Annotated in this window: 28 protein-coding genes; 19 read left to right on the forward strand and 9 right to left on the reverse strand. The window is 62.9% G+C overall.

Annotated elements, in window-relative coordinates; genetic code table 11:
- The first annotated feature begins 240 nt into the window (after positions 1 to 240).
- From FJ428_RS03625 to FJ428_RS03660, 8 genes are all read left to right on the forward strand, one after another.
- Positions 241 to 2,985, forward strand: a complete 2,745-nt coding sequence (locus FJ428_RS03625) for a DUF2339 domain-containing protein (RefSeq protein ID WP_140686397.1) — start codon at positions 241 to 243, stop codon at positions 2,983 to 2,985.
- Between the two features lie 52 nt (positions 2,986 to 3,037).
- Positions 3,038 to 3,280 (forward strand): type II toxin-antitoxin system VapB family antitoxin, encoded by a 243-nt coding sequence (locus FJ428_RS03630; protein WP_140520954.1) that lies wholly within the window; start codon positions 3,038 to 3,040, stop codon positions 3,278 to 3,280.
- Positions 3,280 to 3,696, forward strand: coding sequence for a type II toxin-antitoxin system VapC family toxin (locus FJ428_RS03635; RefSeq protein ID WP_140520684.1), 417 nt, complete (start codon positions 3,280 to 3,282; stop codon positions 3,694 to 3,696). The genes FJ428_RS03630 and FJ428_RS03635 overlap by 1 nt, the downstream gene beginning before the upstream one ends.
- 158 nt (positions 3,697 to 3,854) lie before the next feature.
- Positions 3,855 to 4,367, forward strand: a complete 513-nt coding sequence (locus FJ428_RS03640) for an RNA polymerase sigma factor (protein ID WP_140686396.1) — start codon at positions 3,855 to 3,857, stop codon at positions 4,365 to 4,367.
- A gap of 2 nt (positions 4,368 to 4,369) precedes the next feature.
- Complete coding sequence (locus FJ428_RS03645) at positions 4,370 to 5,161, forward strand: anti-sigma factor (protein WP_140555798.1); 792 nt, start codon at positions 4,370 to 4,372, stop codon at positions 5,159 to 5,161.
- A 205-nt stretch (positions 5,162 to 5,366) separates the two neighbouring features.
- Entirely contained in the window at positions 5,367 to 6,464 is a 1,098-nt protein-coding gene (locus FJ428_RS03650) for a GNAT family N-acetyltransferase/peptidase C39 family protein (protein ID WP_140686395.1), read from the forward strand.
- Positions 6,465 to 6,469: 5 nt separating this feature from the next.
- Positions 6,470 to 7,933 (forward strand): RimK family protein, encoded by a 1,464-nt coding sequence (locus FJ428_RS03655; RefSeq protein ID WP_140494569.1) that lies wholly within the window; start codon positions 6,470 to 6,472, stop codon positions 7,931 to 7,933.
- A 19-nt stretch (positions 7,934 to 7,952) separates the two neighbouring features.
- Complete coding sequence (locus tag FJ428_RS03660; RefSeq protein ID WP_140878944.1) at positions 7,953 to 8,225, forward strand: DUF3303 family protein; 273 nt, start codon at positions 7,953 to 7,955, stop codon at positions 8,223 to 8,225.
- A gap of 18 nt (positions 8,226 to 8,243) precedes the next feature.
- Here FJ428_RS03660 and FJ428_RS03665 read toward each other — a convergent pair whose 3' ends face one another.
- Positions 8,244 to 9,161 (reverse strand): LysR substrate-binding domain-containing protein, encoded by a 918-nt coding sequence (locus FJ428_RS03665; RefSeq protein WP_140517814.1) that lies wholly within the window; start codon positions 9,159 to 9,161, stop codon positions 8,244 to 8,246.
- 115 nt (positions 9,162 to 9,276) lie between these two features.
- Between FJ428_RS03665 and FJ428_RS03670 the strand changes: the two genes are divergently transcribed.
- A complete protein-coding gene (locus tag FJ428_RS03670) occupies positions 9,277 to 10,167 on the forward strand; it encodes a fatty acid desaturase family protein (protein WP_140878945.1) in 891 nt (296 codons plus the stop codon).
- 9 nt (positions 10,168 to 10,176) lie between these two features.
- On the opposite strand, the gene FJ428_RS03675 is transcribed toward FJ428_RS03670, so the two are convergent.
- The 3 genes from FJ428_RS03675 to FJ428_RS03685 form a co-directional block, all read right to left on the reverse strand.
- On the reverse strand, positions 10,177 to 12,315 hold the full coding sequence (locus tag FJ428_RS03675; RefSeq protein WP_140673131.1) for an EAL domain-containing protein: 2,139 nt from the start codon (positions 12,313 to 12,315) through the stop codon (positions 10,177 to 10,179).
- 65 nt (positions 12,316 to 12,380) lie between these two features.
- A complete protein-coding gene (locus FJ428_RS03680) occupies positions 12,381 to 13,013 on the reverse strand; it encodes an HD family hydrolase (RefSeq protein WP_140494559.1) in 633 nt (210 codons plus the stop codon).
- Complete coding sequence (locus tag FJ428_RS03685) at positions 13,013 to 13,873, reverse strand: folate-binding protein YgfZ (RefSeq protein ID WP_140878946.1); 861 nt, start codon at positions 13,871 to 13,873, stop codon at positions 13,013 to 13,015. Before FJ428_RS03685 ends, FJ428_RS03680 begins: the two co-directional genes overlap by 1 nt.
- Before the next feature lie 82 nt (positions 13,874 to 13,955).
- On the opposite strand from FJ428_RS03685, the gene FJ428_RS03690 reads away from it, so the two are divergent.
- Positions 13,956 to 15,287 (forward strand): dihydroorotase, encoded by a 1,332-nt coding sequence (locus FJ428_RS03690; RefSeq protein ID WP_140555787.1) that lies wholly within the window; start codon positions 13,956 to 13,958, stop codon positions 15,285 to 15,287.
- Positions 15,288 to 15,339: 52 nt separating this feature from the next.
- Positions 15,340 to 15,555, forward strand: coding sequence for a hypothetical protein (locus tag FJ428_RS03695; RefSeq protein ID WP_140555786.1), 216 nt, complete (start codon positions 15,340 to 15,342; stop codon positions 15,553 to 15,555).
- Between the two features lie 115 nt (positions 15,556 to 15,670).
- On the opposite strand, the gene FJ428_RS03700 is transcribed toward FJ428_RS03695, so the two are convergent.
- The 4 genes from FJ428_RS03700 to FJ428_RS03715 all read right to left on the reverse strand — a co-directional run bounded on the left by FJ428_RS03700 (position 15,671) and on the right by FJ428_RS03715 (position 18,051).
- The gene (locus FJ428_RS03700) at positions 15,671 to 16,465 is read right to left on the reverse strand and encodes a hypothetical protein (RefSeq protein ID WP_181167196.1); all 795 of its coding nucleotides are present in this window, start codon (positions 16,463 to 16,465) and stop codon (positions 15,671 to 15,673) included.
- A gap of 69 nt (positions 16,466 to 16,534) precedes the next feature.
- Positions 16,535 to 16,792 (reverse strand): hypothetical protein, encoded by a 258-nt coding sequence (locus FJ428_RS03705; protein ID WP_008874920.1) that lies wholly within the window; start codon positions 16,790 to 16,792, stop codon positions 16,535 to 16,537.
- A gap of 387 nt (positions 16,793 to 17,179) precedes the next feature.
- Positions 17,180 to 17,554: a TIGR02301 family protein gene (locus FJ428_RS03710; RefSeq protein ID WP_140494550.1), complete on the reverse strand. Its 375-nt coding sequence runs from the start codon at positions 17,552 to 17,554 to the stop codon at positions 17,180 to 17,182.
- Between the two features lie 62 nt (positions 17,555 to 17,616).
- Positions 17,617 to 18,051: an NUDIX domain-containing protein gene (locus FJ428_RS03715; protein WP_140494548.1), complete on the reverse strand. Its 435-nt coding sequence runs from the start codon at positions 18,049 to 18,051 to the stop codon at positions 17,617 to 17,619.
- A 123-nt stretch (positions 18,052 to 18,174) separates the two neighbouring features.
- Between FJ428_RS03715 and FJ428_RS03720 the strand changes: the two genes are divergently transcribed.
- Positions 18,175 to 18,951, forward strand: a complete 777-nt coding sequence (locus FJ428_RS03720; protein ID WP_140565025.1) for an SOS response-associated peptidase — start codon at positions 18,175 to 18,177, stop codon at positions 18,949 to 18,951.
- Positions 18,952 to 19,016: 65 nt separating this feature from the next.
- Here the strand turns inward: FJ428_RS03720 and FJ428_RS03725 are convergent, their stop codons facing one another.
- Positions 19,017 to 19,172, reverse strand: a complete 156-nt coding sequence (locus tag FJ428_RS03725) for a hypothetical protein (RefSeq protein ID WP_140494544.1) — start codon at positions 19,170 to 19,172, stop codon at positions 19,017 to 19,019.
- Positions 19,173 to 19,588: 416 nt separating this feature from the next.
- Between FJ428_RS03725 and cysS the strand changes: the two genes are divergently transcribed.
- From cysS to cimA, 7 genes are all read left to right on the forward strand, one after another.
- On the forward strand, positions 19,589 to 21,037 hold the full coding sequence (gene cysS / locus FJ428_RS03730) for a cysteine--tRNA ligase (protein ID WP_140728182.1): 1,449 nt from the start codon (positions 19,589 to 19,591) through the stop codon (positions 21,035 to 21,037).
- Positions 21,038 to 21,293: 256 nt separating this feature from the next.
- Positions 21,294 to 21,650 carry an endonuclease domain-containing protein gene (locus tag FJ428_RS03740; protein WP_140666284.1) on the forward strand — a complete coding sequence of 119 codons (357 nt, stop codon included), beginning with the start codon at positions 21,294 to 21,296 and terminating at the stop codon, positions 21,648 to 21,650.
- Complete coding sequence (locus FJ428_RS03745; RefSeq protein WP_140878948.1) at positions 21,647 to 22,033, forward strand: VOC family protein; 387 nt, start codon at positions 21,647 to 21,649, stop codon at positions 22,031 to 22,033. Before FJ428_RS03740 ends, FJ428_RS03745 begins: the two co-directional genes overlap by 4 nt.
- Before the next feature lie 6 nt (positions 22,034 to 22,039).
- A complete protein-coding gene (locus tag FJ428_RS03750; protein WP_140494536.1) occupies positions 22,040 to 22,531 on the forward strand; it encodes a GFA family protein in 492 nt (163 codons plus the stop codon).
- Positions 22,528 to 23,004, forward strand: a complete 477-nt coding sequence (locus FJ428_RS03755; RefSeq protein WP_140517823.1) for a GFA family protein — start codon at positions 22,528 to 22,530, stop codon at positions 23,002 to 23,004. The genes FJ428_RS03750 and FJ428_RS03755 overlap by 4 nt, the downstream gene beginning before the upstream one ends.
- Positions 23,001 to 23,960 (forward strand): prolyl aminopeptidase, encoded by a 960-nt coding sequence (gene pip / locus FJ428_RS03760; protein WP_140878949.1) that lies wholly within the window; start codon positions 23,001 to 23,003, stop codon positions 23,958 to 23,960. The genes FJ428_RS03755 and pip overlap by 4 nt, the downstream gene beginning before the upstream one ends.
- A 197-nt stretch (positions 23,961 to 24,157) precedes the next feature.
- Positions 24,158 to 25,774, forward strand: coding sequence for a citramalate synthase (gene cimA, locus FJ428_RS03770; protein WP_140878950.1), 1,617 nt, complete (start codon positions 24,158 to 24,160; stop codon positions 25,772 to 25,774).
- Positions 25,775 to 25,833: the final 59 nt, after the last annotated feature.

The following is a 25,833-nucleotide window of genomic DNA, read 5'->3' on the forward strand; positions in this document are numbered from 1 at the left end:
ATCGCTTGGAGAACCCTTTGCGGCCAAGGTATCATAGGCCATCGGCTGCGGGTTTGGCAGGCAATGTTCCGGAAACCGGCCATTCGCAAGCGATGCCGAGGGCCAATGGGCGCAAGCCGCTGGCTTTCGACGCCGAAACATGCTCGATCTTTCCAGCCGCCGATCCGACGGCCGTTGGCTGGTCGTTTGCAGGCCACATTTGATTGTCAGTAGCAACTGGTCTGGTTTGGGGGAGCCGCCATGTTTGAAAGCCTGATCGGCCTTGTCGCCATCATCGCGCTGTTCGTCATCATTTCGCGCCAGCAGAGCCGCATCGGACTGATCGAGCGTGAGCTAGGCGCACTGCGGAGCCTCGTCCTTTCCGGCGCCGTGCCGCCTCTCGCCAAGCAGTCCGAACCGGCGGCGACCGAGGGCCAGCCGGCCGAAGCCGTTGTTGCTGCGGCCGTGGTCGTTTCGCCAACGGCCAGCGAGGCAGCCACCGGGCAGGCGCTGCCGGCTCTGGAAACCGACGCCGCGACGGACGAGGTCAAGCCGGGACCATGGACACCAGGCGAGGCGGCGCCCAAGGCAGCAGAATCCGAGCCTGTCGCAGCGGTGAAAGCGCCCGGCAAACCCGATATCGAAACGGCGCTCGGCACCCGCTGGGCGGTCTGGGTCGGCGGTTTGGCACTGGCGCTGGGCGGCCTGTTTCTCATCCGCTACACGATCGAAGCCGGAATTTTCGGCCCCGGTGTGCGGCTGACCATGGCCGGGCTGCTCGGCCTTGTGCTGATTGCAGCCGGCGAATTCATTCGCCGCACCGGCTTCAGGGTGCCCGTGCAAGGCGCCGCAGGCGCCTACATCCCGGCGATCCTGACTGCGGCGGGCGCCTTCATCCTGTTCGGCGCCGTCTATGCCGCACATGGCATCTACGGATTTATCGGGCCGGCGCTCGCCTTCACGCTGCTCGGCGCCATCGGCATAGCGACGATTGCCGCCGCCCTTGTCCACGGCCAGGCGCTGGCTGGTATCGGCCTCGTCGGCGCCATGGTGACGCCGATGCTGATTGCCTCTCAGGCGCCCAATCCCTGGGCCCTGTTCGGCTATCTGGCGATCGTGCTTGCCGCCAGCGGCGTCATTGCCCGCATGCGCGATTGGAAGTTGCTGATGACGGCGGCCTTTGTCGGTACCGGCATCTGGACGATCCTCTATATGACCGATGCGCCGGGCGCGAATTTATCCGTGATCCTGTTCGTGAACACCGTCACGCTGGCCGTGCTCGCCTTCGTCTGGCTCGGCCGCCGCAGCGACGAAGGCGGATCAGCCACGGCTTTCGACTGGCCGTCCGTCGCGCCGGGCTTGTTTGTTGCCCTCTCGGCGCTGGGCCTTTCGGTCGATCCGGCCTTCGTCGCTGCCGGCGATGCCTTGCCGGGAGCCGTCGTGCTCGCCGCGATGGTGGCCGTCGCGCTCTACCGCCCCCCGGCGCTGCCACTGCTCTATGCGGCGGGACTGGTGACCGTGCTGATCTATCTCGGGATCATCCCGCCGACTTCGATCGCTTCTGATTTTTCAGGCGACGTCTTGGGCATCGATGCCGTGCCCCTGGCGACATCGAACGCACTGACCTTGCGCATCGGTGTTGCGCTTGGCCTTGTCTTCATCGGCGCCGGTTTCTGGGCCGCCCGCAAATTTGCCGCCGCGACCCACTTCCGCGCTGCGTCATGGGCGGCGTGGGGCGTCATCGTGCCGTTGGTCGTCCTGCTGGCACTCTGGTTCACGTTCGGCAATCTCGACCGCGATCTTGCCTACGCCGCCGTGGCGGCGCTGCTGGTCGTGGTTTTCGCTGCCGGCGGCGAGTGGATCGCGCGCGGCGAGCAGCCGCCGTTGCAGGGCAGGGCGGCCGTATCCTTCGCGCTCGGCGGAGCCGCGCTCGCAGGCCTGCTGATGCTGCATATGGCCTTCAGTTCCGGCTGGACAACCATCCTGCTTGGTGCGGCCGCAATCGTGCCGGCGCTGGCCACGCGCTGGCGTTCCTATCCGGTGCTCGGCTGGATTTCCGTCGGCGCGGTCGCGGCGGTGCTTGGTCGTGTCATCTTCGATCCGACCGTCGTTGGCCCCGAGTTCCTGTCGACGACCCCGGTTTTCAACTGGCTGCTGCCGGGCTATGGCGTGCCGGCGCTCGCCTTCGCTTTCGCCGCCTGGCAACTGGCCCGCACCACCGACGGCCGGCCGCGCCTGGCCATGGAAGCTTCGGCGGCGCTGTTTGCACTGCTGACGCTTGCCATGCTGGTGCGCCACGCCATGCATGGCGGTGTCCTCAACAGCGATGCGCCCACACTTGCCGAACAGGCCATCTACACGCTGATCGCGATCGGCGCCGGCGCCATACTCGTGGCCATCGACAGGCGCTCGCCAAGTTCCGTGCTACGCTACGGGTCCATGGCGGCGGGCGTGATTTCGGTCGCCTTCATCGTCGTGCAGCATTTCCTGGTGCTGAACCCGCTCTTCACCGACGAGTCGACCGGGCAGATCCCGGCCTTCAACCTGTTGTTCCTCGCTTATCTCCTGCCGGCGGTCGCAGCCGGCGGGCTTGCGCTCTATGCCCGCAACAAGCGGCCGAAATGGTATGCCGCCATGCTGGCGCTGGTGGCGGCCCTGCTTGCCTTCGCCTATGCCACGTTGTCGGTGCGGCGCCTGTTCAAGGGTGAGTTCATCGGCTTGTGGAGCGGCCTTGGCCAGTTGGAAACCTACACCTATTCGGCACTCTGGCTGATCATCGGCGTGGCGCTGCTGACCGCCGGCGTCTGGCTGAAATCGCAGGTGCTGCGCATCGCCTCGGCCGCATTGATTGCGGTCGCCGTACTGAAGGTGTTCCTCTTCGACATGTCGGAGCTGGAGGGTGTGCTTCGCGCGCTGTCCTTCATCGGCCTTGGCGCCGTGCTGATTGGCATCGGGCTGTTTTACCAGCGGCTTTTGACCAGGGTGGCGAAGGGGCGTGAGGGTTAGGATTGTTTGAATATTCAAAATGGAATATATGAATATTCACGGAGATATTCATATGCCGCTCTATATCCGCGACGATGAGGTAGATGCGCTGGCGACGAAATTGCAGCGCGAGACGAATGCGCCGAGCAAAACGGAAGCCGTGCGAACCGCGCTTTTGCACGAACTTGAACGAAGCCGCGCCCGCAAACCGCTGCGGGAGAGGATTGCCGTTCTTCAAGCGCAAGCAGCGGCGTTGGGGCCGTCCGACACCACCTTCGATATGAAGGCATTCATGGACGAGATGTGGGAAGACTGATGTTTGTCGACGCATCGGTTGTCGTTGCAATTCTCGCCAAGGAATCGGGTTGGGAGGAATTGCTGAAGCGGATCGCCGACGTCGACGGTCAGCTGTACATTTCAGCGCTTGTTCGGCTCGAAGCTACGCTTGCCCTCGGGCGAGTGAATGCCGGTGCCAAAAAGCCGACTCCCGGAATGCTGTCTGCGGCGCGCAATCTGGTCGATGCGTTCATTGTTGAGATCGACGCTCGCAATGTAACCATCAACGAGGATATCGGTGGGCGCGCCATTGATGCCAGCATCCGGTACAGCAAAGCGGTCGGTCATCCGGCCGACCTTAATTTTGGTGATTGCTTTTCCTACGCCTGCGCCAAGGCTCTTGATGTTCCGTTGCTCTTTAAAGGCAATGACTTTCTCAAGACCGATTTGGCGTAGTTGGCCTCCTGTTGATTGCGGGAATAAACCCGCCGCTCCCATCGTTACATCATTGCTTGGGTGACCGGGGCGGTGGACCGCTTCGCACTGGCTGCTTGCGTCGCGCCGCGAAGGCGCGTTCAATCTGATGAATAGGGCAATTCCGAAAACCAGCGGTCATGGACGAAAAGAAGGCAGCAATCCTCGGCGAAATACCGCGCCTGCGCCGCTACGCACGCTCGTTGTTGCGCGACCGCGATGCCGCCGACGATCTCGTCCAGGACTGTCTCGAACGGGCCCTCATCCGGCTCGACAACTGGCAGACGGGAGAAAGCCCCAGGAGGTGGCTGTTTACGATCATGCATCATTTGTTCATTGACCAGATGCGCAAAGTGAACCGGCGCGGCGAAGCCGCGATGCTGCCGCTGGAAGCGGGCGAGGCGATTGCACAGCCGGCCGAGCAGGTGGAAAGCATCGCCTCGCGCGAGATCGTTGACGCATTGCAGGCGATCAGCCCCGACCGCCGTGCAGCGCTCGTTATGGTCGCGATCGAAGGCTTTTCCTATGCCGAGGCCGCCAACATCCTGGGCGTGCCGGCCGGAACGCTGATGTCGCGCATTGCGCGCGGGCGCGAGGAGTTGCGCGGACTGCTGGACGACACGGCACGCCGCCGTTCGATAAGGATCGTCTAGAAATGATCCGCCGCGATTTCTCCGAACGCGACATCCACATGGCACTCGACGGCGAGTTGCCGGCCGATGAGCGCGCCGCCTATGACGCATGGCTCGACGCCACTCCCGAGATGAAGGCGAAAAGCGCCCGTTTCATCGCCGACAGGACGGCATTGCGAGATGCCTTCGCTGGCGTGATCGACGAGCCGGTGCCGGTGCGGTTGCGCAAGGTGGTGCTTGGCGAGACGCCAGCCAGGACGCCAATGCCACGCTCGCGCTGGTGGCTTGCTGCCGCCGCTGCCGGTCTACTGGCCGCGGGCGGGTTTGGCGGCTACTTTGCCGGCAGCGACGGTATTGGCCGGGAAGATCAGGCCGAGGATCAGTTGGCCGAGCAGGCGATCGCCGCGCATGTCATCTATGCCGCCGAGAAGCGGCATGCGGTGGAAGTGCCGGCAAGCGACAGGGACCATCTGCTGACCTGGCTGTCCAACCGGGTCGGATTGAAGCTGGTTGCGCCGGACTTGACCGGCAGCGGGTTCCAACTGGTCGGCGGCAGGTTGCTACCGGCTGGCGAGAGCAAGGCGGCAATGCTGCTCTATGAAGACGACAAGGGCGAGCGCATATCGCTCTTTGTAACGGCCGAATCGGTGGAGAACGCCAGGGGGACCTACGCTTCGGCGCAAGCCGGCCCGCAGGCGGTCTACTGGCTGGACAAGGGCTATGGCTGCGCTGTCGTCGGCTCAGTGCCGCGCGAGCAATTGGCCATCGTGGCCAAGAGCGCCTACAGCCAGCTTCTGGCCGGCCTGGCGAGTTGAACAGCATCGTTTTTGGCGCCGCCGCCTACTCGAAAACGGTGACCTGGTTCAAAGCCTTTGTCCTCCCGGGCTGGCGCCGAATCTGTCACAATTCGGCCCTAATCGAGGTGCGATAGCGCTGGATGGGCGCTGCCGTTTTGGGCTGGTGTCTGGACGTTTCGAATAGGGCCTTCATCACAACCCAATCGAGGTTTTCCAAGCCCGCATGCCTGCCGAGATCCGCACGGCCCGCGCGACTGACGTCGATGATCTCGCCGCCATCGAGAAAGCTGTTTTCTCCAGCGACCGCATTTCCCGTCGCTCCTTCCGACAGTTCATCGAGCGCGAGACCGCCGAGACGCTGGTCGCCGAAAGAGATGGCCGCGTCGCCGGTTATGCGATTGTGCTGTTTCGCAAGGGCAGCGGCGTGGCGCGCCTTTATTCGATCGCCACCAGTCCCTTTTTTGGCGCCCTCGGCATCGGCCGCCGGTTGCTAACGGCGGCGGAGGAGGCGGCCTTCGAACACGACCGCATGATGCTGCGCCTAGAAGTGCGGGAGGATAATGCCCGCGCCATCGGCATCTACGAGCAGGCCGGCTACCGCAAGATCGGCCGCGAACCCGGTTACTACGAGGACGGCGCCACGGCACTGCGCTACGAGAAGACCTTGCGCGGCGAACTTCCGGCCGCCACCAGCGTGCCGTTCTACCAGCAGACCTGCGAATTCACTTGCGGTCCCTGCTGCCTGATGATGGCCATGGGCAATTTCGATCACGACTTCGTACCGGACCCGGTCAGGGAAATTCGTCTTTGGCGCGAAGCGACGACCGTCTTCATGATGTCGGGCCCGGGTGGCTGCGAGCCGTTCGGCCTCGCGGTCGCCGGCTATGAGAGCGGCCTTGCGGCCGAGATTTACGTGTCGTTCTACGGCGCGTTGTTCCTCCAGTCGGTGCGCAGCGCGGACAAGCGCCGGGTGATGGAACTGGCCCAGGTCGACTTTCGCCGACGCGCGGAACTTTACGGCATCCCGGTGAATTACCGTTCATTCACCATCGACGACATTCGCGCCGCGATCGCGAAAGGAAAATTGGTGCTGGTGCTGATCAGCGGCTTCCTGATGTTCGGCAAGAAGGTGCCGCACTGGGTGTTGGCCATCGGCGACGACGGCGACCATATCCTGATCCACGATCCCTGGGTTGAGGACGAGAGGCAGGAGACCATCCTTGATGCCGCCAACATTCCCGTGCCTTACGGCATCTTTATGAACATGGCGCAGTTCGGCCGCGACGGACTGCGCGCCGCCATCACTCTGGGGAAGCGCTGATAACAATGACCTGGGTTATCTTAACTGGCCGGCAGAGCGATCTCGACCAGGTGGCGACACCGCACAAGATTATCACGAACCGCGACTATCTCGCGCATCCGGCGCTGTTTCGCGGCCAGCGTCCCAAAGTCATCAACCTGTCGAACAATTACGGCTACCAGAGCCGCGGCTATTATGCCTCGCTGCTGGCGGGTTCGCGCGGCCACAAGGTCATCCCGACCGTCGAAACCATGATCGATCTGTCGGAGCGCAAGCTTTACGAACATGCGCTGCCCGAACTGGAACTGGCGCTCAACAAGTGCCGTAAGGATCTTGGCGGCGCTTTTCCGGCGAAGGTCTGCATCTTCTTCGGCATTGGCCCGTCCAAGGTGTGGGACCGATTCGCCAAGCTCCTGTTCGACTGGTTCCGCGCGCCGGCGCTCGAGGTCCACATCAAGGATAGTGCCGAATGGGCCTCGATCCGCAAGATCGGCTTTCATCCCCTGGCGCGCATGACCGAGGAGGAGGAGAGCTTCTTCCTGCAATGCCTGGACACCTATACCAATCGCGAATGGCGCGACACCAAGGGCCGCACGCCGGCGCGCTACACTTTCGCCACGCTGGTCGATCCGCATGAGGAATTGCCGCCCTCGGAAATCTCCTCGCTGCGCTACTGGGCCAGGATCGCCGAAAAGATGGGCGTCGAAATCGAGCCGATCACCAAGAGGGACCTCGCCAAGCTCGCCAATTACGACGCGCTGTTCATCCGCGAGACCACCTCGATCTCCAACCATACCTATCGTTTCGCGCGCCGCGCCCAGCAGGAAGGCATGCCGGTCATCGACGACCCGCTGTCGATGATCCGCTGCACCAATAAGGTCTATCTCAACGAGCTGATGGCCTACAACAAGGTGCCGGTTCCGCCGACCGTGATGATAGCCGGCACTTCCGACCTTGAACTGGCGGCGCAGACGCTGGGTTTTCCGCTGGTGCTGAAAATCCCGGATTCCTCCTTCTCGCGCGGCGTCAAGAAATGCGCCAATTTCGAGGAATTGAAGACACTCGCCACCGAATGGCTGGAGGATTCCGATCTTCTGATCGCGCAGAAATTCATCCCGACCGAATATGACTGGCGTGTCGGCGTGCTCGGCGGCCAACCGCTGTTTGCCGTACATTACCTAATGGCCAAGAAGCACTGGCAGATCGTCAACCACAAGGCCAGCGGCAAGCCCGACCAGGGCGGCATCAAGACCTTCACGCTGAAGGAGACGCCGCCCCATGTCGTCGAGACGGCAGTCAAGGCGGCGCGCTGCATCGGCGACGGCCTCTACGGCGTCGACCTCAAGGAGACCAAGGACGGCGTCTTCGTCATCGAGGTCAACGACAATCCCAACCTCGATCATGGCTGGGAGGACTCCGGCGAGAAGGACGAGGTCTGGGTACGGCTGACGCAATGGTTCCTGGAACGTTTGGAGCGGCCGGGCCGATAATTATCCGATTGGGGCAGAGATGCTGTTTTTGGTGACCGAGGATTTTCGCGGCTGCGACCGCAAGGAGATCTACCGCCGCTTCCGCGATTACGGTCGCCTGAAGCCCGAGGAGCTTCTGGTGCACCATAGCTGGATCGCGGCGGACATGAGCTGCTGTTTCCTGCTGGTGGAGACCGACGACGTCACGCTGCTGCAGCGCTGGGTGATCGAGTGGGCGGATCTGGTGGAGTTGGAGATCGTGCCCGTGGCGGCGAACAAGGACATGGTCGAGGCATTGAGCGGGCACCTCTGACCATCGCCGCTTGCTGGCTCAGCGGAGCGCCGGCGAGTTCACCACGCGCTGGCATTCATCGACCAGCCAGTCACGGAACGCCGCCACGACGTCCCTTCTTGCGCTCCGCTGCGGAATTGTCAGGCAATAGGGCTGGCGCAGCGCAATCGCCTTGGCGACAGGCCGGACCAGCCGGCCGTCCTCCACGGCCTCGGCGCAATAGATCCCTTGCGCCAGCGCCACGCCCAGTCCCGAAATGGCGAGGTCGAGCGCCGCGCGCGAGGAGTTTGCCGACAGGCCGCGCTGAATGCCGCGCCCAGGCGCTATGCCGGCCGCCTCGAACCAACTGCGCCATGAGGGAAAGGATGCGCCGGTCGGTCCCCAGTCGGTGTGGATCAGGGGCAGCCCGGCGAGCGGACCGCCATCCGCCTCCAGCACGCTGGCGAGCTTTGGCGCGCAGACGGGATAGACCGCGTCCTGGACAATGTCCTCGATCGGGTGCTCACGATAGTGCGGACCGTAGGAGAGCCTGAGGTCGATCAGGTCGCGGTCGAACGACACCGGGTCGTCATCGCCCCTGAGAGATATGTCGACGGCACCGTGGATGGCGATGAAGCCGGCAAGGCGCTCGGAAAGCCAGCCCATGGCCATGGACGGAGGGACCGAGACGACGAGCCGCGGGCGGAACGCATCGCCTGCAAGCTGGCGCGAGACGCTGCCGATTTCCTGGAAGGCCATGGTCAATCGAGGCAGCATCTCGACGCCAGCCTCGCTCAGGACGACACGCCGGTTGGCGCGGTGGAAGAGCTTGCGGCCAACTTGCTCCTCGACGATGCGGATGAGCTGGCTGACTGCGGCGGCCGAGACCGAAAGCTCTTCCGCCGCCGCGGCGAAGCTGCCGGTGCGCGCAGCCGCCTCGAAGGCCTGAAGACCTCGCAACGATGGCATTGCAACCATGGCGGTGACCAAAAAGATAAGTTCAGCTTATCTATATTGCAGAAATCCTCGTTGTTAGAAAGGTTTCTTGCTGGGGTATGCTGACCGAATGAATTCAATCGGCCGGAATGCCCCTATGGATCATCGTGACGTGATCGCCTCGCTGACGAACGAGGAGCGCAGCCGGCTGACCGGCAAGTCGGATGGGCCCGGCCTTGTTCAGCTCGCTTTCCACCTCGGCGCGATCCTGCTCCTCGGATCGTTGATCGCCGCCAAGGTGCCGTTCTGGCCGCTGCTGATGCTGCCGCAAGGCATACTGATCGTGTTCCTGTTCACGCTGCTGCATGAGACGGTGCATCGCACGGCTTTCGAAAGGCAATGGCTGAACGACGCAGTCGCGCGTGTCTGCAGCCTGGCGATCGCGCTGCCGGCCGACTGGTTCCGCTATTTCCATTTCGCCCATCACCGATTCACACAGGATCCCGAACGCGATCCGGAGCTGGCTTTCCCGAAGCCGGAAACCTGGCGGCAGTACCTGGTCCACGTTTCCGGACTTCCAGTGTGGTTGGGGCATTTGAAGACGCTCCAGGCCAATGCCATGGGACGTTGCCAGGACAGCTACGTGCCCCCCAAGGGGCGTCCGAAGGTACGCGCCGAGGCACGCGCGATGATTGCCTTCTATGCCGTCGTGCTGGTGCTCGCGCTGTGGTTCAAGGCGACGGTGCTGCTCCATGTCTGGATCTTTCCCGCGCTGCTCGGCCAGCCGTTCCTGCGGCTCTACCTGTTGGCCGAGCATGGCCGCTGCCCCTTCGTCGCCAACATGCTGGAGAACACCAGGACGACGCTGACCAACTGGGCTGTGCGCAAGCTTGCCTGGAACATGCCCTTCCATGCCGAGCATCACGCCTATCCGGGCGTGCCCTTCCACCGGTTGCCGGAGTTTCACGCGCTGATCGAGCGGCATCTGAAGGTTGTCGAGCCGGGTTATATCGGCTTCCATGAAAAATACATCGAGACGCTGCGCTGATTTATGGCGTCAGCCGGTCTGGCTGCGCACCGCGCTCGATTTCAACAGGTGCTGAATCTCCGCCGCCTTTGACGGCACGCCGATCAGATAGCCTTGCGCCTCCACGCAGCCGTTTCGGCGCAGCATGTCGAGCTGTGCTTCGGTTTCCACGCCTTCGGCGGTGACGGTGATGCCCAGTTCGGCGCCCAGCCCGATGATGGTGCGCACGATCGCTGCGGTATCGAGATTGCCGATGTCGGAGATGAAGGAACGATCGATCTTGATCTTGTCGACGGGAAAGCGCCTGAGATAGCCGAGTGAGGAATAGCCGGTGCCAAAGTCGTCGAGCGCGATGCGGATGCCGAGTTCACGCAACTGTCGCAGCGTCTTCAGGACGGCTTTGCTCTCGTCCATCAGCACGGTTTCGGTGATCTCCAGTTCCAGTCGTCTGGCCGGCACGCCCGAAAAGGCCAGGGCAGAGATGACGCTGCGAGCAAAGCCGCCGCTTTTGAGCTGCACGGCGGAGACATTGACCGCAATGCGCAGGCCAGGTGGCCAGGCTGCCGCCGTCGCACAGGCCTTTCGCAGCGCCCATTCGCCAAGCGGCACGATCAGCCCGGTTTCCTCGGCGACCGGAATGAATTCGTCCGGCGCCACAGTGCCGCGCGACGGCGAATGCCAGCGCATCAGGGCCTCGGCGCCGACAATCTCGCCCGAAGCTATGGCCATGATCGGTTGGAAATCGAGATCGAATTCCCGGCTCGGCAGCGCCGTATCGAGATCGGCTTCGAGCGCCCGGCGCGCGCGCACCGTGGCATCCATGCCGGGCTCGAAGAAACGGTACAGGTTGCGCCCTTCGCTTTTTGCCCGGTAGAGCGCCATGTCGGCGTTTGTCAGCAATGTATCGGCGTCCCTGCCATCGCCGGGAGAAAGCGCGATGCCAACGCTGACGCCAACATGCATGTCCCGGCTCTTGTCATGAAATGGTTTGGCGATGGCCTCGACAATGCGTTTCGCCAGTTTTTCCGCGCTCGCCAGGCCCTCGACGTTGAATTGGACGATCACGAACTCGTCGCCGCCAAAACGGGCGACGATATCTGCATCGTTGTCCACGCAGCGCAGCAGTCTTGCGGCCACGCCTTTCAGCAGCCGGTCGCCAGCCGGATGTCCCAGCGTATCGTTGACGACCTTGAAGCGGTCGAGGTCGAGCGAGAAGATTGCCAGCGGTCCCGCGGCCGCATCCTCCAGTGCCCGGTCGAGCCGGTCGCGAAACACCGAGCGATTGGGCAACCCGGTCAGCACGTCGTGATGCGCAAGATGGGTCATGCGCTCCTCGGCAAGCCTGCTCTCGGTCACGTCATCGAAAGTGGCGACCCAGCCGCCGCCGCTCATCGGCCGGCGGGCAACCATCAGCGTTCGTCCGTCGGCGAGCCGGCGGGGGGTCGACCGCGTCTGGCCGGCCAGCACGCGAGCCTCGGTCCTCGAAACTTCGTCCTCGACATCTATGGGCGCATAGACCCCAAGGCGCACCAGCCGTTCGAGGAGTTCGCGGTGAGTCATGCCGAGCGGCAGATCCACCTCGGTCACACCATAAAGCTCCAGGATGCGCTGATTGCGTACGATCAGCCTGCCGCCGGCGTCATACATCAGCAGGCCCTGCGACATGTTCTCGAGCGCCGCGTCGAAGCGGCGATGCTGTTCCTTGAGATCCTGTTCGGCGCGCCGCTGCTCGGTGATGTCTTCGTAGATCGAAACCCAGCCGCCCGATGCCAATGGCCGGTGCGAGATGCTGATGATGCGTCCATCAGAGAGCGCCTCCTCATAGGTCGAGGGTTTCGCTCCATCGATATAGGGCTTGCGGATGGCGTAAAGTTCTTCGGCGCTTTGCGAGGCGATGCCGACATCGACGCTGTGCCGCAGGATGTCGATGAAACGGATCCCCGGCTGCGCCACGTTGGCGTCGAGGCAAAAGATGTTGATATAGTTGCCGTTGCAGATGATCATGCGCTCGTCGGCGTCGAACATGCAAAGACCATGCGACATGTTCTCGACGGCGGCCGAAAAGCGTTCGTTTTGTTCGCGCAGTTCGTCTTCCATATCACGACGATCCACGCCTTCGGCCCCCTGTTCAGGGACGGTCGAACCATCCTTGTCGTCAACGACGGGCATGAGGCGTGCCTGCGGCTCGTGATCGAACACCGCACTGTCGGCTGTTCCGGTTAATTTAGCGTTTTCTATCCTACCGCCGTAGCAACCTTGCGCCGCGAGTTCTCGATCGCGGAAAAACGCTTCAGGAAGGCATTCTGTGCCCAGGTTACCGAGCGCGGCGTGAAATCGAAGCGCTCGGCACTGAAGCCGCGTGGACGACCGAAGAACTCGGTCGCCTCCGCGGTCGAAAAGCCGGCGAGCAGCGTTGCCTCGAAATAGGCGGCGATCTGGTCCGCGCGCTTGATCTCCTTGCGCAGGCCGGCGCCTGGTTCCGGCGGCAGGGAGAAGCGCAGATGGATGGCGCGCTGCAAGCGCAGTTCACAGTCCTTGTAGCTGCCGCCCATCACCGATTTGAACGGCGAGATCATGTCGCCGATGACATATTCGGGCGCATCGTGCAGCAATGCCATAAGCCGGGCGTCCGCCGGCGCATCGGGCATCAGGTCGCAAAACAGCGCTTCCACCAGCAGCGAATGCTGGGCGACCGAGAAGGCGTGCTCACCGCTGGTCTGGCCGTTCCAGCGCGCGACGCGGGCGAGCCCATGGGCGATATCCGATATCTCGATGTCGAGAGGCGAGGGGTCGAGCAAGTCGAGCCGGCGGCCGGACAGCATGCGCTGCCAGGCGCGTGGCGGCGCACCGATGCGGTCGGCCGCCATCAGACCTCCTCCGTGCCGGCGGCTTCCTGGGGAAAGCTGAAGTTGGCGAAAGGTGGAATGGCCACCGTAACCGGCACGTCTCCGGCCAGGATCGGCTGGCCGGCGTCGAGCGCTGTCTTGACCCTGTCGATACGGGCGATGCCGAGGCCGATCGTGCCGGCATTCGAGCCGAGAGTGCCCACCGATCGCCCGTCGACGGTCAATTCGGCGCCGGCCTCAGGCAAGGCCCGTTCGGCCCTGACGATCAGCACCCGCCGCCTTGCCGTGCCACGATGCTGCATGCGCGAGACGACCTCCTGGCCGACATAGCAGCCTTTCCTGAAGCCGACGCCACCGGTCTCGTCGAGCAGCACGTCATGCGGGAAGGCGTCGCCGAGCTGGTAGTCGGTGCCGCTCTCGGCAATGCCATGCGCGATGCGCAAGGCCTGCCATGCGGCACCGTCGTCAGTCTCTTGAGCGCTGCCATAGGAGCGGGTGACGCTTTCATCGCGAAAGCGCCGGTCGGCCAGCACGGTTGAATCCTTTTGTGAGGGAGCTGACTCATTTCCCCAGGCAATGGAGACAAGCGTCTGTTCGGATTTGGCAATCTCGACCTTGGCGCGCAACTTGTACAGCATCAGCCGGCGTACGAAATCGTCAGCGATGTCGGCGCGGCATTCGAGGCGGAACGCGTTTTCGCCGGCCCCTGAGATCAGGAAGTCAAACAGGATCTTGCCTTGCGGTGTCAAAAGCGCGCCCGGTTTTGCCTCGCCGGCGCCGAGCGCGTCGAGGTCGGTGGTCAGGATGTTCTGCAGGAAGTGTTCGGCATCAGGGCCGGAGATGGAGATGAGCGCGCGGTCTTTCAGCAGGGCAAAGGGCATGGGACGAATAAAAGCCTGATCTTGCAAAACGGTTGGCCATTACGTAAGCCGCTGACACTCCCCCCGCAAGAGATCGATCAGCATGGCCAACACCTACGACCTCATCCTGACAGGCGGCATGGTGGTCAACCATGACGGCGAGGGGCAACGCGATGTCGGCGTGAAGAATGGGCGCATCGCCGCCATCGGCGATCTGCGCCAGGCCTCGGCCGGCGAGACGATCGACTGCCGGGGCCTGCATATCCTTCCGGGCGTCGTCGACAGCCAGGTGCATTTCCGCGAGCCGGGACTGGAGCACAAGGAGGATCTGGAGACTGGATCTCGGGCGGCGGTGCTCGGTGGCGTCACCGCCGTGTTCGAAATGCCCAACACCAATCCATTGACCACCAGCGAAGAAACGCTTGCCGACAAGGTCCGACGCGGCACCGGCCGTATGCACTGCGACTTCGCCTTCTGGGTCGGCGGCACCCGCGACAACGCCAACGATGTCGCCGAGCTCGAGCGCCTGCCGGGCGCGGCCGGGATAAAGGTTTTCATGGGCTCGTCCACCGGCGACCTGCTGGTCGAGGACGATGAAGGCGTCGCCTCGATCCTCAGGAACACCCGCCGCCGCGCCGCTTTCCATTCGGAAGACGAGTTCCGGCTGCGCGAACGCCTTGGCGAGCGCATCGGGGGCGATCCTTCATCGCATCCGGTCTGGCGCGACGAGATCGCCGCCTTGCGCTGCACCGAGCGGCTGGTGCGCGTCGCGCGGGCCGCCCGTGCCCGCATCCACGTCCTGCACATCTCCACGGCCGAGGAGATATTGTTCCTCGAACAGCACAAGGATGTCGCCACCTGCGAGGCGACACCGCACCATTTGACACTGTCGGCGGACGACTACAAACGGCTCGGCACGCTGATCCAGATGAACCCGCCCGTCCGTGCCCCGCGCCATCGCGACGGCGTCTGGCACGGAATCGCGCAAGGCATTGTCGACGTACTCGGTTCCGACCATGCCCCGCACACATTGGCCGAAAAAGCAAAACCATATCCGGCATCGCCCTCGGGCATGACCGGGGTGCAGACGCTGGTGCCGATCATGCTCGACCATGTCAATGCCGGTCGGCTGACCTTGCAGCGCTTCGTCGATCTTTCAAGCCACGGCCCGCAGCGCATCTTCGGCATGGCCAGGAAAGGCCGTATCGCCGCCGGCTATGATGCCGATTTTACAATTGTCGACATGAAGCGGCGCGAGACCATCACCAATGCACAAGCCGGCTCGAAGGCCGGCTGGACGCCTTATGACGGCAAGGAAGTCACCGGCTGGCCGGTCGGCACTGTCATTCGAGGCCAGCGCATCATGTGGGAGGGCGAGATCGCGACGCCGGGCCAGGGCAGGGCAGTGGAGTTCTCCGAAGCGCCGCCCGCATAGGCATTTCACATCGTTGGATTTCTTAGGCACGATCCACTAAGTTGAGTGGGTTATGCGCACAGATATCACGCCAATGATTGTCCCCGCTGAGTTTCCGGAGCTACACGCACTCGTCTGGAGCCGCGATGCAACGCGCCCGATTCCTGCCGAGGAAGCTTTCGCCATCTACGAGCGCAACTGGCGGTTTGTCGATCAAGAGCGCCTTACAACATCTGAAAGGCTGCTTATCCAGAACCTGACGGAAAAATTCGGCCAGGGCTTCTTTTGACCACTGGCTGAAGTTTCGTTTCCTTCCTGATTTCTCCGCAACTGGAATATTAACGGGCCCGATGCAGCCATTCGACGAGGCGATCCGCACGAATAGGCACTCGCGTGTCCGAGTTTCAGTCGCCGGCGACGAAAAACGTCCATTGCCCAGCGGGCGTGATGCCGACGCGGTAGAAGATGTAGGCGCCGAACTGCTTCATGTCGTCGAAGTCACTCGCGGTGACGATCTTGAACAGCTCGACCCGTTGCCTGGCGTCGAGCTTGTCCAGGGGTAGAGCGAAGAAATACGGCCAGACATAGAGCTCTTGTGGCGTCCCGGCATCGACATGGACATAGCCGGCATTGAGCACCTCCTCCAGTATGGCAAGAATCTCCTGGCCATCCTGGTCGCCGGAGAGCCCCTTGAGGAAGGTAATGGCATCGCCATCTATGTCGGTCAGTGACAATTGGGTCATGCCGTCGCCCTTGCCGATCAAAGGCCTCAGTCTTTCGACGTCGCCGCTCTCGCAGGCTTCGATGATCAGGTCATGCATGCGCCGCACCGGTTCAGGCAGCTTGCCGAGGTCGTAGACGACCTCCGGCGTGGGCGCGTCGGGATCGACGCGCGGCCTGTTGGTGGCACCGTCGCCGTTCGGCGGGGTGACCGGCTCGGCCTTGTCCGGAGTGGTTGGCTGGCTGGTCGAAGATGGCGTTCCGACCGGATCGGGTATCGGCACGGTGCTTCCCGGCGACGACACGTCGTCGTCCACCATCGGTTGGACCGGCGACGGGAATTCTTCGCGCTTGATCTCGCTCAGCGCATAAGCGGGGCTGCTTGCCAGACACGCAACCAAGGGAATTGCGGCACTGCACGCGGCGAAACAGATGCAAAGGACCAAGCCGCGCGGCTTGCCTGACATCGAAAAATCCACTGCCCGTTTCTCCCTGCTTCCGGGCATGATGCCCGAGCGGCATTTGCCGTCAAAGAACCGGACGTCGGTTCAGTGCCGCAGCCGTTCGGGTTCGAAGGCGCCAGCAATGACCTTTTCACGCATGCGGTCGAGCAGGGCAAGGGCCGATGTCTCGCCGTTGGCGCGCAGCATTTCGCCGAACGCGGTTTCAAGCGCCGCTTCGGCGATGATCTCGGGTTCTATGCCTGCCGAAAGACCTTCGGCCCAGGCCTCGCTGTGGCTCTCCACCGCGGTCAGGCGCTTTTCTTCCCTGACCAGCGCGTCGATGTCGTTGACACCATGTTCCATAAGCGATGTCCACCCTTGCAAGCAGCGATCCGTCGATGGATCAGGCTTGATCTGTTCCGTTTACACGCAGCCGCAAATAAGTCTTTGTAAATACGACATTTTTTTGATCGTTCTTTACAGGAGGCCGGTTGCGCTTGCGAAGCTGCATTCAATCCTGGTCAAACTTAGCCGATTAGGCGTGCCTGCGGGGTGAAAACCTTCAGTTTGAGTTAATTCCACATCCGCGCGCTAACGTTTCATTAACGCTGTTGCATAAGCGCAACAAAAGGATTGCACCATGACAGTTCTCGACACAAGCTGGATATGCCCGCAGTCGTCGCCAATGGACCGGATATCTGTTGATGAAGGCCGGATGCGCTCTTGCGAGGGCACTTTGGGCGATATGCGCTAGTTGCCGTAGCGCGAGGCGATGTCGCGCGACAGGGTCTCGCCTTCCTTCATGTAGCGGCCGATGGCTTCGGTCGCCGACGCGGTGCATTGCGTGTAGGTGCCGCCGAATGAGCGGTAGCCGCGATTGAAGCTGGCGATGAAGCGGGCGCGCCGTTGCGGATCCGGGTTCTCCGATTCGAGCAGCTTCTGCATCTCGCCGCGCCACTGGTCGCCCTTTTCGCCGCACAGATTGCGCAGGAAATGCAGCGACCCCAGAACCTCCGCCAGCCGCATCAGCCCCGGTTCGAAGGGTGCCTCGGCGCTGAACGCCGGTCGTGCCGCCACAGGGCTGACGGCAAGGCATGTCGCGAGAAGGAGAGGAAGGCAACGCATAAGTCAATCTGGCCAAACAATTTGCCGCCTGCAAGGCGATTGTGCCGGGCGAATTCCGGATTTCAGGGTCGCTCAGGGGTTTGCGACGGCCGTCCGAGCAGTTCCTCGGCGACCGCGAGCACCGAACCGGCAAGCGGCAGATCAGCCATTTCGGCCAGCGTGTAGAAGGCGGCGGTCTCGGCGTCGTCGCTGGCCACGGCCTCGCCGCCGGCATGGGCCGCACCGAATACCGTCAGCAGGTAATCGACCGGATGCCCGTCGAGCGTGCCGTCGATGAGGATTTCGCGCAGCCGTCGGTAGTTTTCGGCCTGCAATTGCGTCTCCTCCAGCAATTCGCGCCGTGCCGCCTGTTCCAGCGTCTCACCGGCTTCGACCTTGCCGCCCGGGAATGCATAGAACCCTTGCGAGGGTTGTCGCGCCCGCTTGACCAGAAGCACGGCGTCGCCGCGCACAACGGCGACCGAGACCGCGGGAATGACTTTTCGCACTTCGTCCATGGATATCCGATCGCCCTGATTTACGGCAGCCTGTTGTGGACCGGCCGACGCCGGACAGCTTTAGCGGTTGCAGTGCTGCTGTTCCATCGCCACTTTCGAAACCGGACATCAGGACCAATAGACATGTGCGGACGTTTTGCCTTGACCGCGACACCGGACCAGACAGCCGCTTTCCTCGGGCTGGCGGAGGTGGAGCAGTTTCCTACGCGCTACAATATAGCGCCGACGCAGCCGGTGCTGATGGCGATCTCAGGCCCGCCGCGGGCGCCGGGTTCCAACCTGCCGGACCGCCGGCCGATGCTGGTGCGCTGGGGCCTGATCCCCGCCTGGGTAAAGGATGTCGGCGAATTTCCGCTGCTGTTCAACGCACGCTCCGAAGGCGTGATCGAAAAGGCCTCGTTCAAAGCCGCCATGCGCCATCGCCGGGCGCTGGTGCCGGCATCAGGTTTTTACGAATGGCGCCAGGCGCGGCCCGGAGAGGCGGGCGGCAGGAAGGGGCAGCCTTACTGGATCAGGCCGCGGCATGGCGAGTTGGTCGCCTTTGCCGGGCTGGTTGAAACCTATGCGGAACCGGGCGGCTCGGAGTTGGACACCGGCGCCATTCTGACGGTCGAGGCCAATGCCGACATCGCGCATATCCATGACCGCATGCCCGTGGTGATCGCACCTGAAGACTTCACCCGCTGGCTCGATTGCCGCGGACTTGAGCCGCGCGACGTCGCCGACCTGTTGCGGCCGGCGCAACGCGACTTCTTCGAAGCGATTCCGGTCTCCGACCTCGTCAACAAGGTCGCCAACACCGGGCCGGAGATTCAGGAGAAGGGGGAGATCGGGCCCGAGCCCGAGAAGGTCAAGCGCCGGAAACCCGGCGCGGACGACAGTCAGATGACGCTGTTTTAGCAGGAACTCTGTTCGAGGTGCGGTTTGGCGCCTCGTTCCGACCCTTGGGCCGATCGCGCACTGCTTCAGGCAGCGCGGGGCGATACGATTTTCTGCACCGGCTTTTTCTTCTTCGCAGTGTGGAGCAGGGCGGCGACGATCGCGGCCGGGCCGATTGCGCGATAATGGTTTGCCAGCGCTGGTTGCTTGGCGCGGTTGGCTTCCTGCTTGCTTCGAGGCATGTGTCTCTTCCCAGATAACGTTTCCGTGTCTGCGTTTGGCGGCCGAATCCGACCAAATCGTGACGCAGGTTGATCTAGCCGGCGTATGTTTCATGACTGTGCCGACATGTTTAATAAAATGTTTCAGTGGCTGATTCCGTGTGATCGGGCGACGCATTTGCCAGTTCTGGCGTCGTTTTTCTCGGGATAAGCGACTTGACGGCAACACTGGCCAAGGCGATAAAGCCGCCTATGAAAACGTCTTTCGCCATTTGTGGCATTTGCATTATTGGCTAGCTTCGCGCTGGTCCGGACGTTTTCGCCTCATCTTCCCCTAGATTGGACAAACGCCCCGGCCAGCAGGCTGGAGTCCGTTTTGCGCCTCGGCGCGGAGCTGGCTTCATCCAGGCAAAAGTTCTGAACCGGAAAGGCATGGAATGTCTGACGCACCGAAGGGCCTGCGCCTCTACAACACGCTGACGCGCGCGAAGCAGGATTTCGTCCCGATCGACGCGCTGAACGTGCGCATGTATGTCTGCGGTCCGACCGTCTACGACTTCGCCCATATCGGCAATGCCAGGCCCGTAATCGTCTTCGACGTGCTGTTCCGGCTGCTGCGCCATCTCTATGGCGAGACGCACGTCACCTATGTGCGCAACATCACGGATGTCGACGACAAGATCAATGCACGCGCACTGCGCGATTTCGGCAGCGAGATATCAGCCGGCAGACTGTCGCTTAACGAGGCGATAAGGCGGGTGACGGAGAAGACCGCGGGCCAATTCCACAAGGACGTCGCGACGCTCGGCTGCCTGGAGCCAACAGTCGAGCCGCGCGCCACCGAGTTCGTCGAGCCCCGTGCCGACGGCAAGGCAGACATGATCACCTTGATTCAAAGCCTGATCAAACGCGGCCATGCCTATGTTGCCGCAGGCGAAGTGCTGTTCGACACCGCTTCGATGCCCGACTACGGCCAGTTGTCGAAGCGAAATCTCGACGAGCAGCAGGCCGGTGCTCGCGTTGCAGTCGACGCGCACAAGAAGAATCCTGGCGACTTCGTGCTGTGGAAGTTGTCGTCCCCGGAGGAGCCGGGCTGGCAGAGCCCATGGGGCAGGGGCCGGCCGGGCTGGCACATCGAATGCTCGGCCATGTCCGCCGCCTATCTGGGCGAGGTCTTCGATATTCATGGCGGCGGTCTCGACCTGATCTTCCCGCACCACGAGAACGAGATCGCCCAGTCACGCTGCGCGCACGGCACCGATGTGATGGCCAACATCTGGATGCACAACGGCTTCCTGCAGGTCGAAGGGCAGAAGATGTCGAAGAGCCTCGGCAATTTTTACTCGATCAACGAGCTGCTGGAGACCGAAACGTTCGGCGGCCGCAAATGGCCCGGCGAGGTGCTCAGGCTGGCTATGCTGATGACCCATTATCGCGAACCGATCGACTTTTCCGTGCGCAAGCTCGAGGAAGCGGAGAACACGCTGCGCAAGTGGAAACGCGCGGCCGATCTGGCGCCGGCGGTCGGGCAATTGCCGGACGAGGTCGTGCAGGCGTTGTCGGATGATCTCGCCACCTACGCCGCCTTCCAGGTTTTGACCCAGTTGGCCGGCGAGGCGGTCGACTTCAGCGGCGATGGCGAAAACGCCGCAGCGGCCTCGCTGAAGGGTGCGCTTGCCTTCCTGGGTTTCGATGTCGGGGCGGCCAAGGTCGACGAAGCCGCGCTCGCCAAGGCGATCGCCAGGCGCCTGGAATTGATCGCCGCCAGGAACTGGGCCGAAGCCGACCGCATCCGCGACGAGTTGTTGGCGCAAGGCGTGCAACTGAAGGACGGCAAGGACCCGGTCACCGGCGCGCGTGTGACGACGTGGGAGGTGAAGCGGTGAGGGCGACTGTTCTTGTGGCGGGAATGGAGAGGTTGGCGCGAAGCACCCCCCTCTGTCCTGCCGGACATCTCCCCCTCAAGGGGGGAGATTGGATATCACCGAGGCTTTCGCCAATCGCTGACGTTGGAGGTTGGGTACCGTCAGCGAAACTGCCGATCTCCCCCCTTGAGGGGGAGATGTCCGGCAGGACAGAGGGGGGCGCCTCGCCGTGATCCATTATCGTGTGTCTCCTGTCAATCGAGGCAATGCGCGCAAGATGCGCAAGGCTATGACCGACGCCGAACTGAAGCTTTGGAATGAGATACGCGCACACCGACTCATGGGGCTGGCGTTTCGACGTCAAATGCCAATAGCGGGCTACATCGTCGATTTTGCTTGCCCTAACAGGAAGCTGATCGTTGAGCTGGATGGTTCTCAGCACGCCTCTCATGAGGTCTCGGCGTCTGACGCCGCGCGAACAGCCAAGCTCACAGCGCTCGGCTGGACCGCCCTGCGCTTCTGGAATGATGACGTGATCCGGGATATCGACAATGTCTGTCAGCACATCGTGATTGCGGCCGGCCTGGCTGGCGCGGAAATGCCGGAACCAGCAACGGAGGAGTTCGTTCCATGATCGACCATCTCGGCATCGACGTTGCCGACTTTGACGCTTCGAAGGCTTTCTATGACAAGGCGATGGCGCCGCTTGGGGCCTCGCTGCTCCATATGGTGCCGCTGGAATACGCCGGCGGCGCCAAGGTCGGTGGCTACGGCCGCGATCGGCCGGTGTTCTGGCTCCAGGAAGGCAAGGAGGGCCAAAAGGCCCGCCAGCACGTTGCCTTCACCGCGCGCAGCCGCGCCGAGGTTGATGCTTTCCATGCTGCCGCTCTCGCCGCCGGCGGCAAGGACAATGGCGGGCCGGGCCTGCGCCCGCACTATCATGCGGACTACTATGGCGCCTTCGTCTTCGATCCCGACGGCAACAATGTCGAGGCCGTCTGCCATGATGCGGAGTGACCTGCCATGAGCCTCGACAACCGGCCGATCTACACCGGCGGCTGCCAGTGCGGCGCCGTGCGCTTTCGCGTCGAGGGCGCACTCGGCGATGCCTCGGTCTGCCATTGCCGCATGTGCCAGAAGGCGAGCGGCAATTTCTACCTTCCGCTGGTCTCGGTGCGCGGCGCCAAGGTGGACTGGACGCGCGGCGAGCCCAAGCGCTTCCGCTCGTCGAACGCTGCCTGGCGTGGGTTCTGCGCCGAATGCGGAACGCCGCTGACTTTCGAGGCGCCGGACGGCATGGCGCTGGCGATTGCCGCCTTCGACGCTCCGGCTGATATCGCGCCGACCATCCAATGGGGCACCGAGGCAAAGCTGCCTTACGTCGATTCCATTCCAGAATTGCCGGGCGAGGATACGATGGCGGACATGGGTTCGGCCCCCTATCTGGCAGAGCTTGTCTCCTACCAGCATCCCGACCACGACACCGAGCAATGGCCGCCGGAGAAAACATCATGAGCGAGACCATTCGAACCGGCGGCTGCCAGTGCGGCGCCGTGCGCTTCCGCATCAAGGGCAAGCTTGGACGCCCGTCCATCTGCCACTGCCGCATGTGCCAGAAACAGTTCGGTTCCTTTTTCGGCGCCCTGGTGACGGCGCCGAAGGACGGCGTCGAATGGATCCGTGAGGAGCCGAGCTATTTCCAGTCCTCGGTCAACATCGATCGCGGTTTCTGCGCTCGCTGCGGCACGCCGCTGACCTATCGCCAGCCCGGCGGCCTGGAGATCGCCATCGGCGCCTTCGACGATCGCTCCGACCTGGCGCCGCAGATCCAGGTCAATTACGCCGCGCGGCTGCCTTGGGTGGAGACGATCTTCGAACAGCCCGTCCACCAGGATCCAGACTATTACGCTAGGCAGGAGGAGATCATCTCCTTCCAGCATCCCGACCATGAAACGACGGACTGGCCGTCCAAAGGTTTGCAACTATGAGCTCTGAACTGCGCACGCTTTATCCCGAGATCGAAGCTTTCGAGAGCGGTATGCTCGACGTCGGCGACGGCCACCAGGTCTATTGGGAACGCTCCGGCACCAAAGGCGCCAAGCCGGCGGTATTCCTGCATGGCGGGCCGGGCGGCACCATCTCGCCAAAGCATCGGCGGCTGTTCGATCCCGATCTCTACGACGTCATCCTGTTCGACCAGCGCGGTTGCGGCAAGTCGACGCCGAATGCCTCGCTGGAGGCCAACACCACGTGGCACCTGGTCGCCGATATCGAGCGCTTGCGCGAAATAGCCGGCTTCGACAAATGGCTGGTCTTCGGCGGTTCCTGGGGTTCGACGCTGGCGCTCGCCTACGCCGAGACGCACCCGCAACGCGTCAGTGAGCTCGTCGTGCGGGGCATCTACACGCTGACCCGCCCCGAACTCGAATGGTACTATCAGTTCGGCGTCTCCGAGATGTTTCCCGACAAGTGGGAGCGCTTCCTGGCGCCGATCCCCGAGGCCGAGCGCGGCGACATGATGGCCGCCTATCGCAAGCGGCTGGTAGGGTCCGACAGAAACGCGCAGATCGAGGCGGCCCGCGCCTGGAGCCTGTGGGAAGGCGAGACGATCACGCTTTTGCCCGAGCCGGAGACCAGCGGACCGTTTGGTGAGGACGACTACGCCGTCGCCTTCGCCCGCATAGAGAACCACTACTTCGTCCATGCCGGTTGGCTGGAGGAGGGACAGTTGCTGCGCGATGCCTGGAAGTTGAAGGACATTCCCGGCACCATCGTCCACGGCCGCTACGACATGCCGTGCCCGGCACGCTACGCCTGGGCGCTGCACAAGGCCTGGCCGAAGGCGGATTTTCACCTGATCGAGGGTGCCGGCCATGCCTATTCCGAGCCAGGGATATTGGACCGGCTGATCCGGGCGACGGATCGGTTTGTGGGGAAGAATTAGTCTATGTACGGCGTTCCGTCACACCTCCCTCTGTCCTGCCGGACATCTCCCCCGCAAGCGGGGAGATTGGATGTCGCTTTCGCTTTCGCCAATCGCCGACGTTGCCGTATCAGCGCTGTCGGCAAAGCTGCTGATCTCCCCCCTTGCGGGGGAGATGGCCGGCAGGCCAGAGGGGGGTGCTCAAGCGCCTTGCCATCATGAAAAAACAAAGATTGTTTCTCTTCGACACAACACTTCGCGATGGCCAGCAGACGCCCGGTATCGACTTCTCGGTCGAGGACAAGATCGCCATCGCCAAGCTGCTCGACGAATTCGGCTTCGACTATGTCGAGGGCGGTTACCCCGGCGCCAACCCGACCGACACGGCCTTCTTTAGGGAGAAGCGCACCGCGCAGGCAAAGTTCGTCGCCTTCGGCATGACCAAGCGGGCGGGGGTATCGGCTTCCAACGATCCTGGGCTTGCCGCACTCGTCCAGTCGCGGTCGGACGCCATCTGCTTTGTCGCCAAGAGCTGGGACTATCATGTCCGTGTGGCGCTCGGCTGCACCAATGAGGAGAATCTGGAGTCCATCAAGGCCTCGGTGGAAGCCGCCATTGCCGCGGGGAAGGAGGCGATGGTCGATTGCGAGCATTTCTTCGACGGGTTCAAGGCCAATTCGGATTATGCGCTGGCGTGCGCCAAGACCGCTTATGATGCCGGCGCGCGCTGGGTGGTGCTGTGCGACACCAATGGCGGCACGCAGCCCTCGGAACTACGCGCAACCGTCGAAAGGGTCGTCGCCGCGGGCATTCCCGGCGACCATCTCGGCATCCATGCCCATGATGACACCGGCCAGGCGGTGGCGAATTCGCTGGCCGCGGTCGAAGCGGGCGTGCGCCAGATCCAGGGCACGCTGAACGGCATTGGCGAACGCTGCGGCAACGCCAATCTGATCTCCATCGTGCCGACGCTGGCGTTGAAGCCGGCCTTCGCCGACCGTTTCGAGACGGGGATTTCCGCCGAGGCGCTTACCGGCATTTCGCGCTTGTCGCGCGCTTTCGACGAACTCTTGAACCGCGCTCCGGAGGCGCAGGCGCCCTATGTCGGCGCTTCCGCCTTCGCCACCAAGGCCGGCATCCACGCTTCGGCGCTCGCCAAGGAACCTGCGACCTACGAGCATGTGCCGCCGGAAGCGGTTGGCAACCGCCGCCGCGTCATGGTTTCCGACCAGGGCGGCAAGGCCAATTTCCTGGCCGAGCTGAAGCGGCGCGGCATCGATGTGCCGAAGGACGATCACCGGCTCGACGCATTGATATCGGTGGTCAAGGAGCGTGAGGCCTCCGGCTATGCCTATGAGGGCGCTGACGCCTCCTTCGAGCTTCTGGCACGCAAGATGCTGCACGGTTTGCCCGAGTTCTTCCATGTCACCTCGTTCCGCTGCATGATCGAACGCCGCTTCGATGCCAATGGCCAGTTGAAGACGGTGTCGGAAGCGGTGGTCAAGGTGCTGGTCGAGGGCGAGGAGAAGATGTCGGTGGCCGAGGGGCACGGCCCCGTCAATGCGCTCGACATCGCACTGCGCAAGGATCTCGGCAAATACCAGGGCGAAATCGCCGATCTGGAACTCGCCGACTTCAAGGTGCGTATCCTCAATGGCGGCACCGAGGCGATCACTCGCGTTCTGATCGAATCGCATGATGCGACCGGTGCCCGCTGGTGGACGGTCGGCGTTTCCGAAAACATCATCGACGCCTCGTTCCAGGCGCTGATGGATTCCATCATCTACAAGCTGATGAAGAACCGGGACATGGCGGGTCTGGTGGCGGCGGAGTAAGTTTGAACCATCAGCGAAAGTCCATTGATCCATCAGAACTTTGCGATGGTCTTGCCAAG

This window comes from Mesorhizobium sp. B2-8-1 (genome assembly GCF_006440955.1).
Taxonomy (GTDB): domain Bacteria; phylum Pseudomonadota; class Alphaproteobacteria; order Rhizobiales; family Rhizobiaceae; genus Mesorhizobium.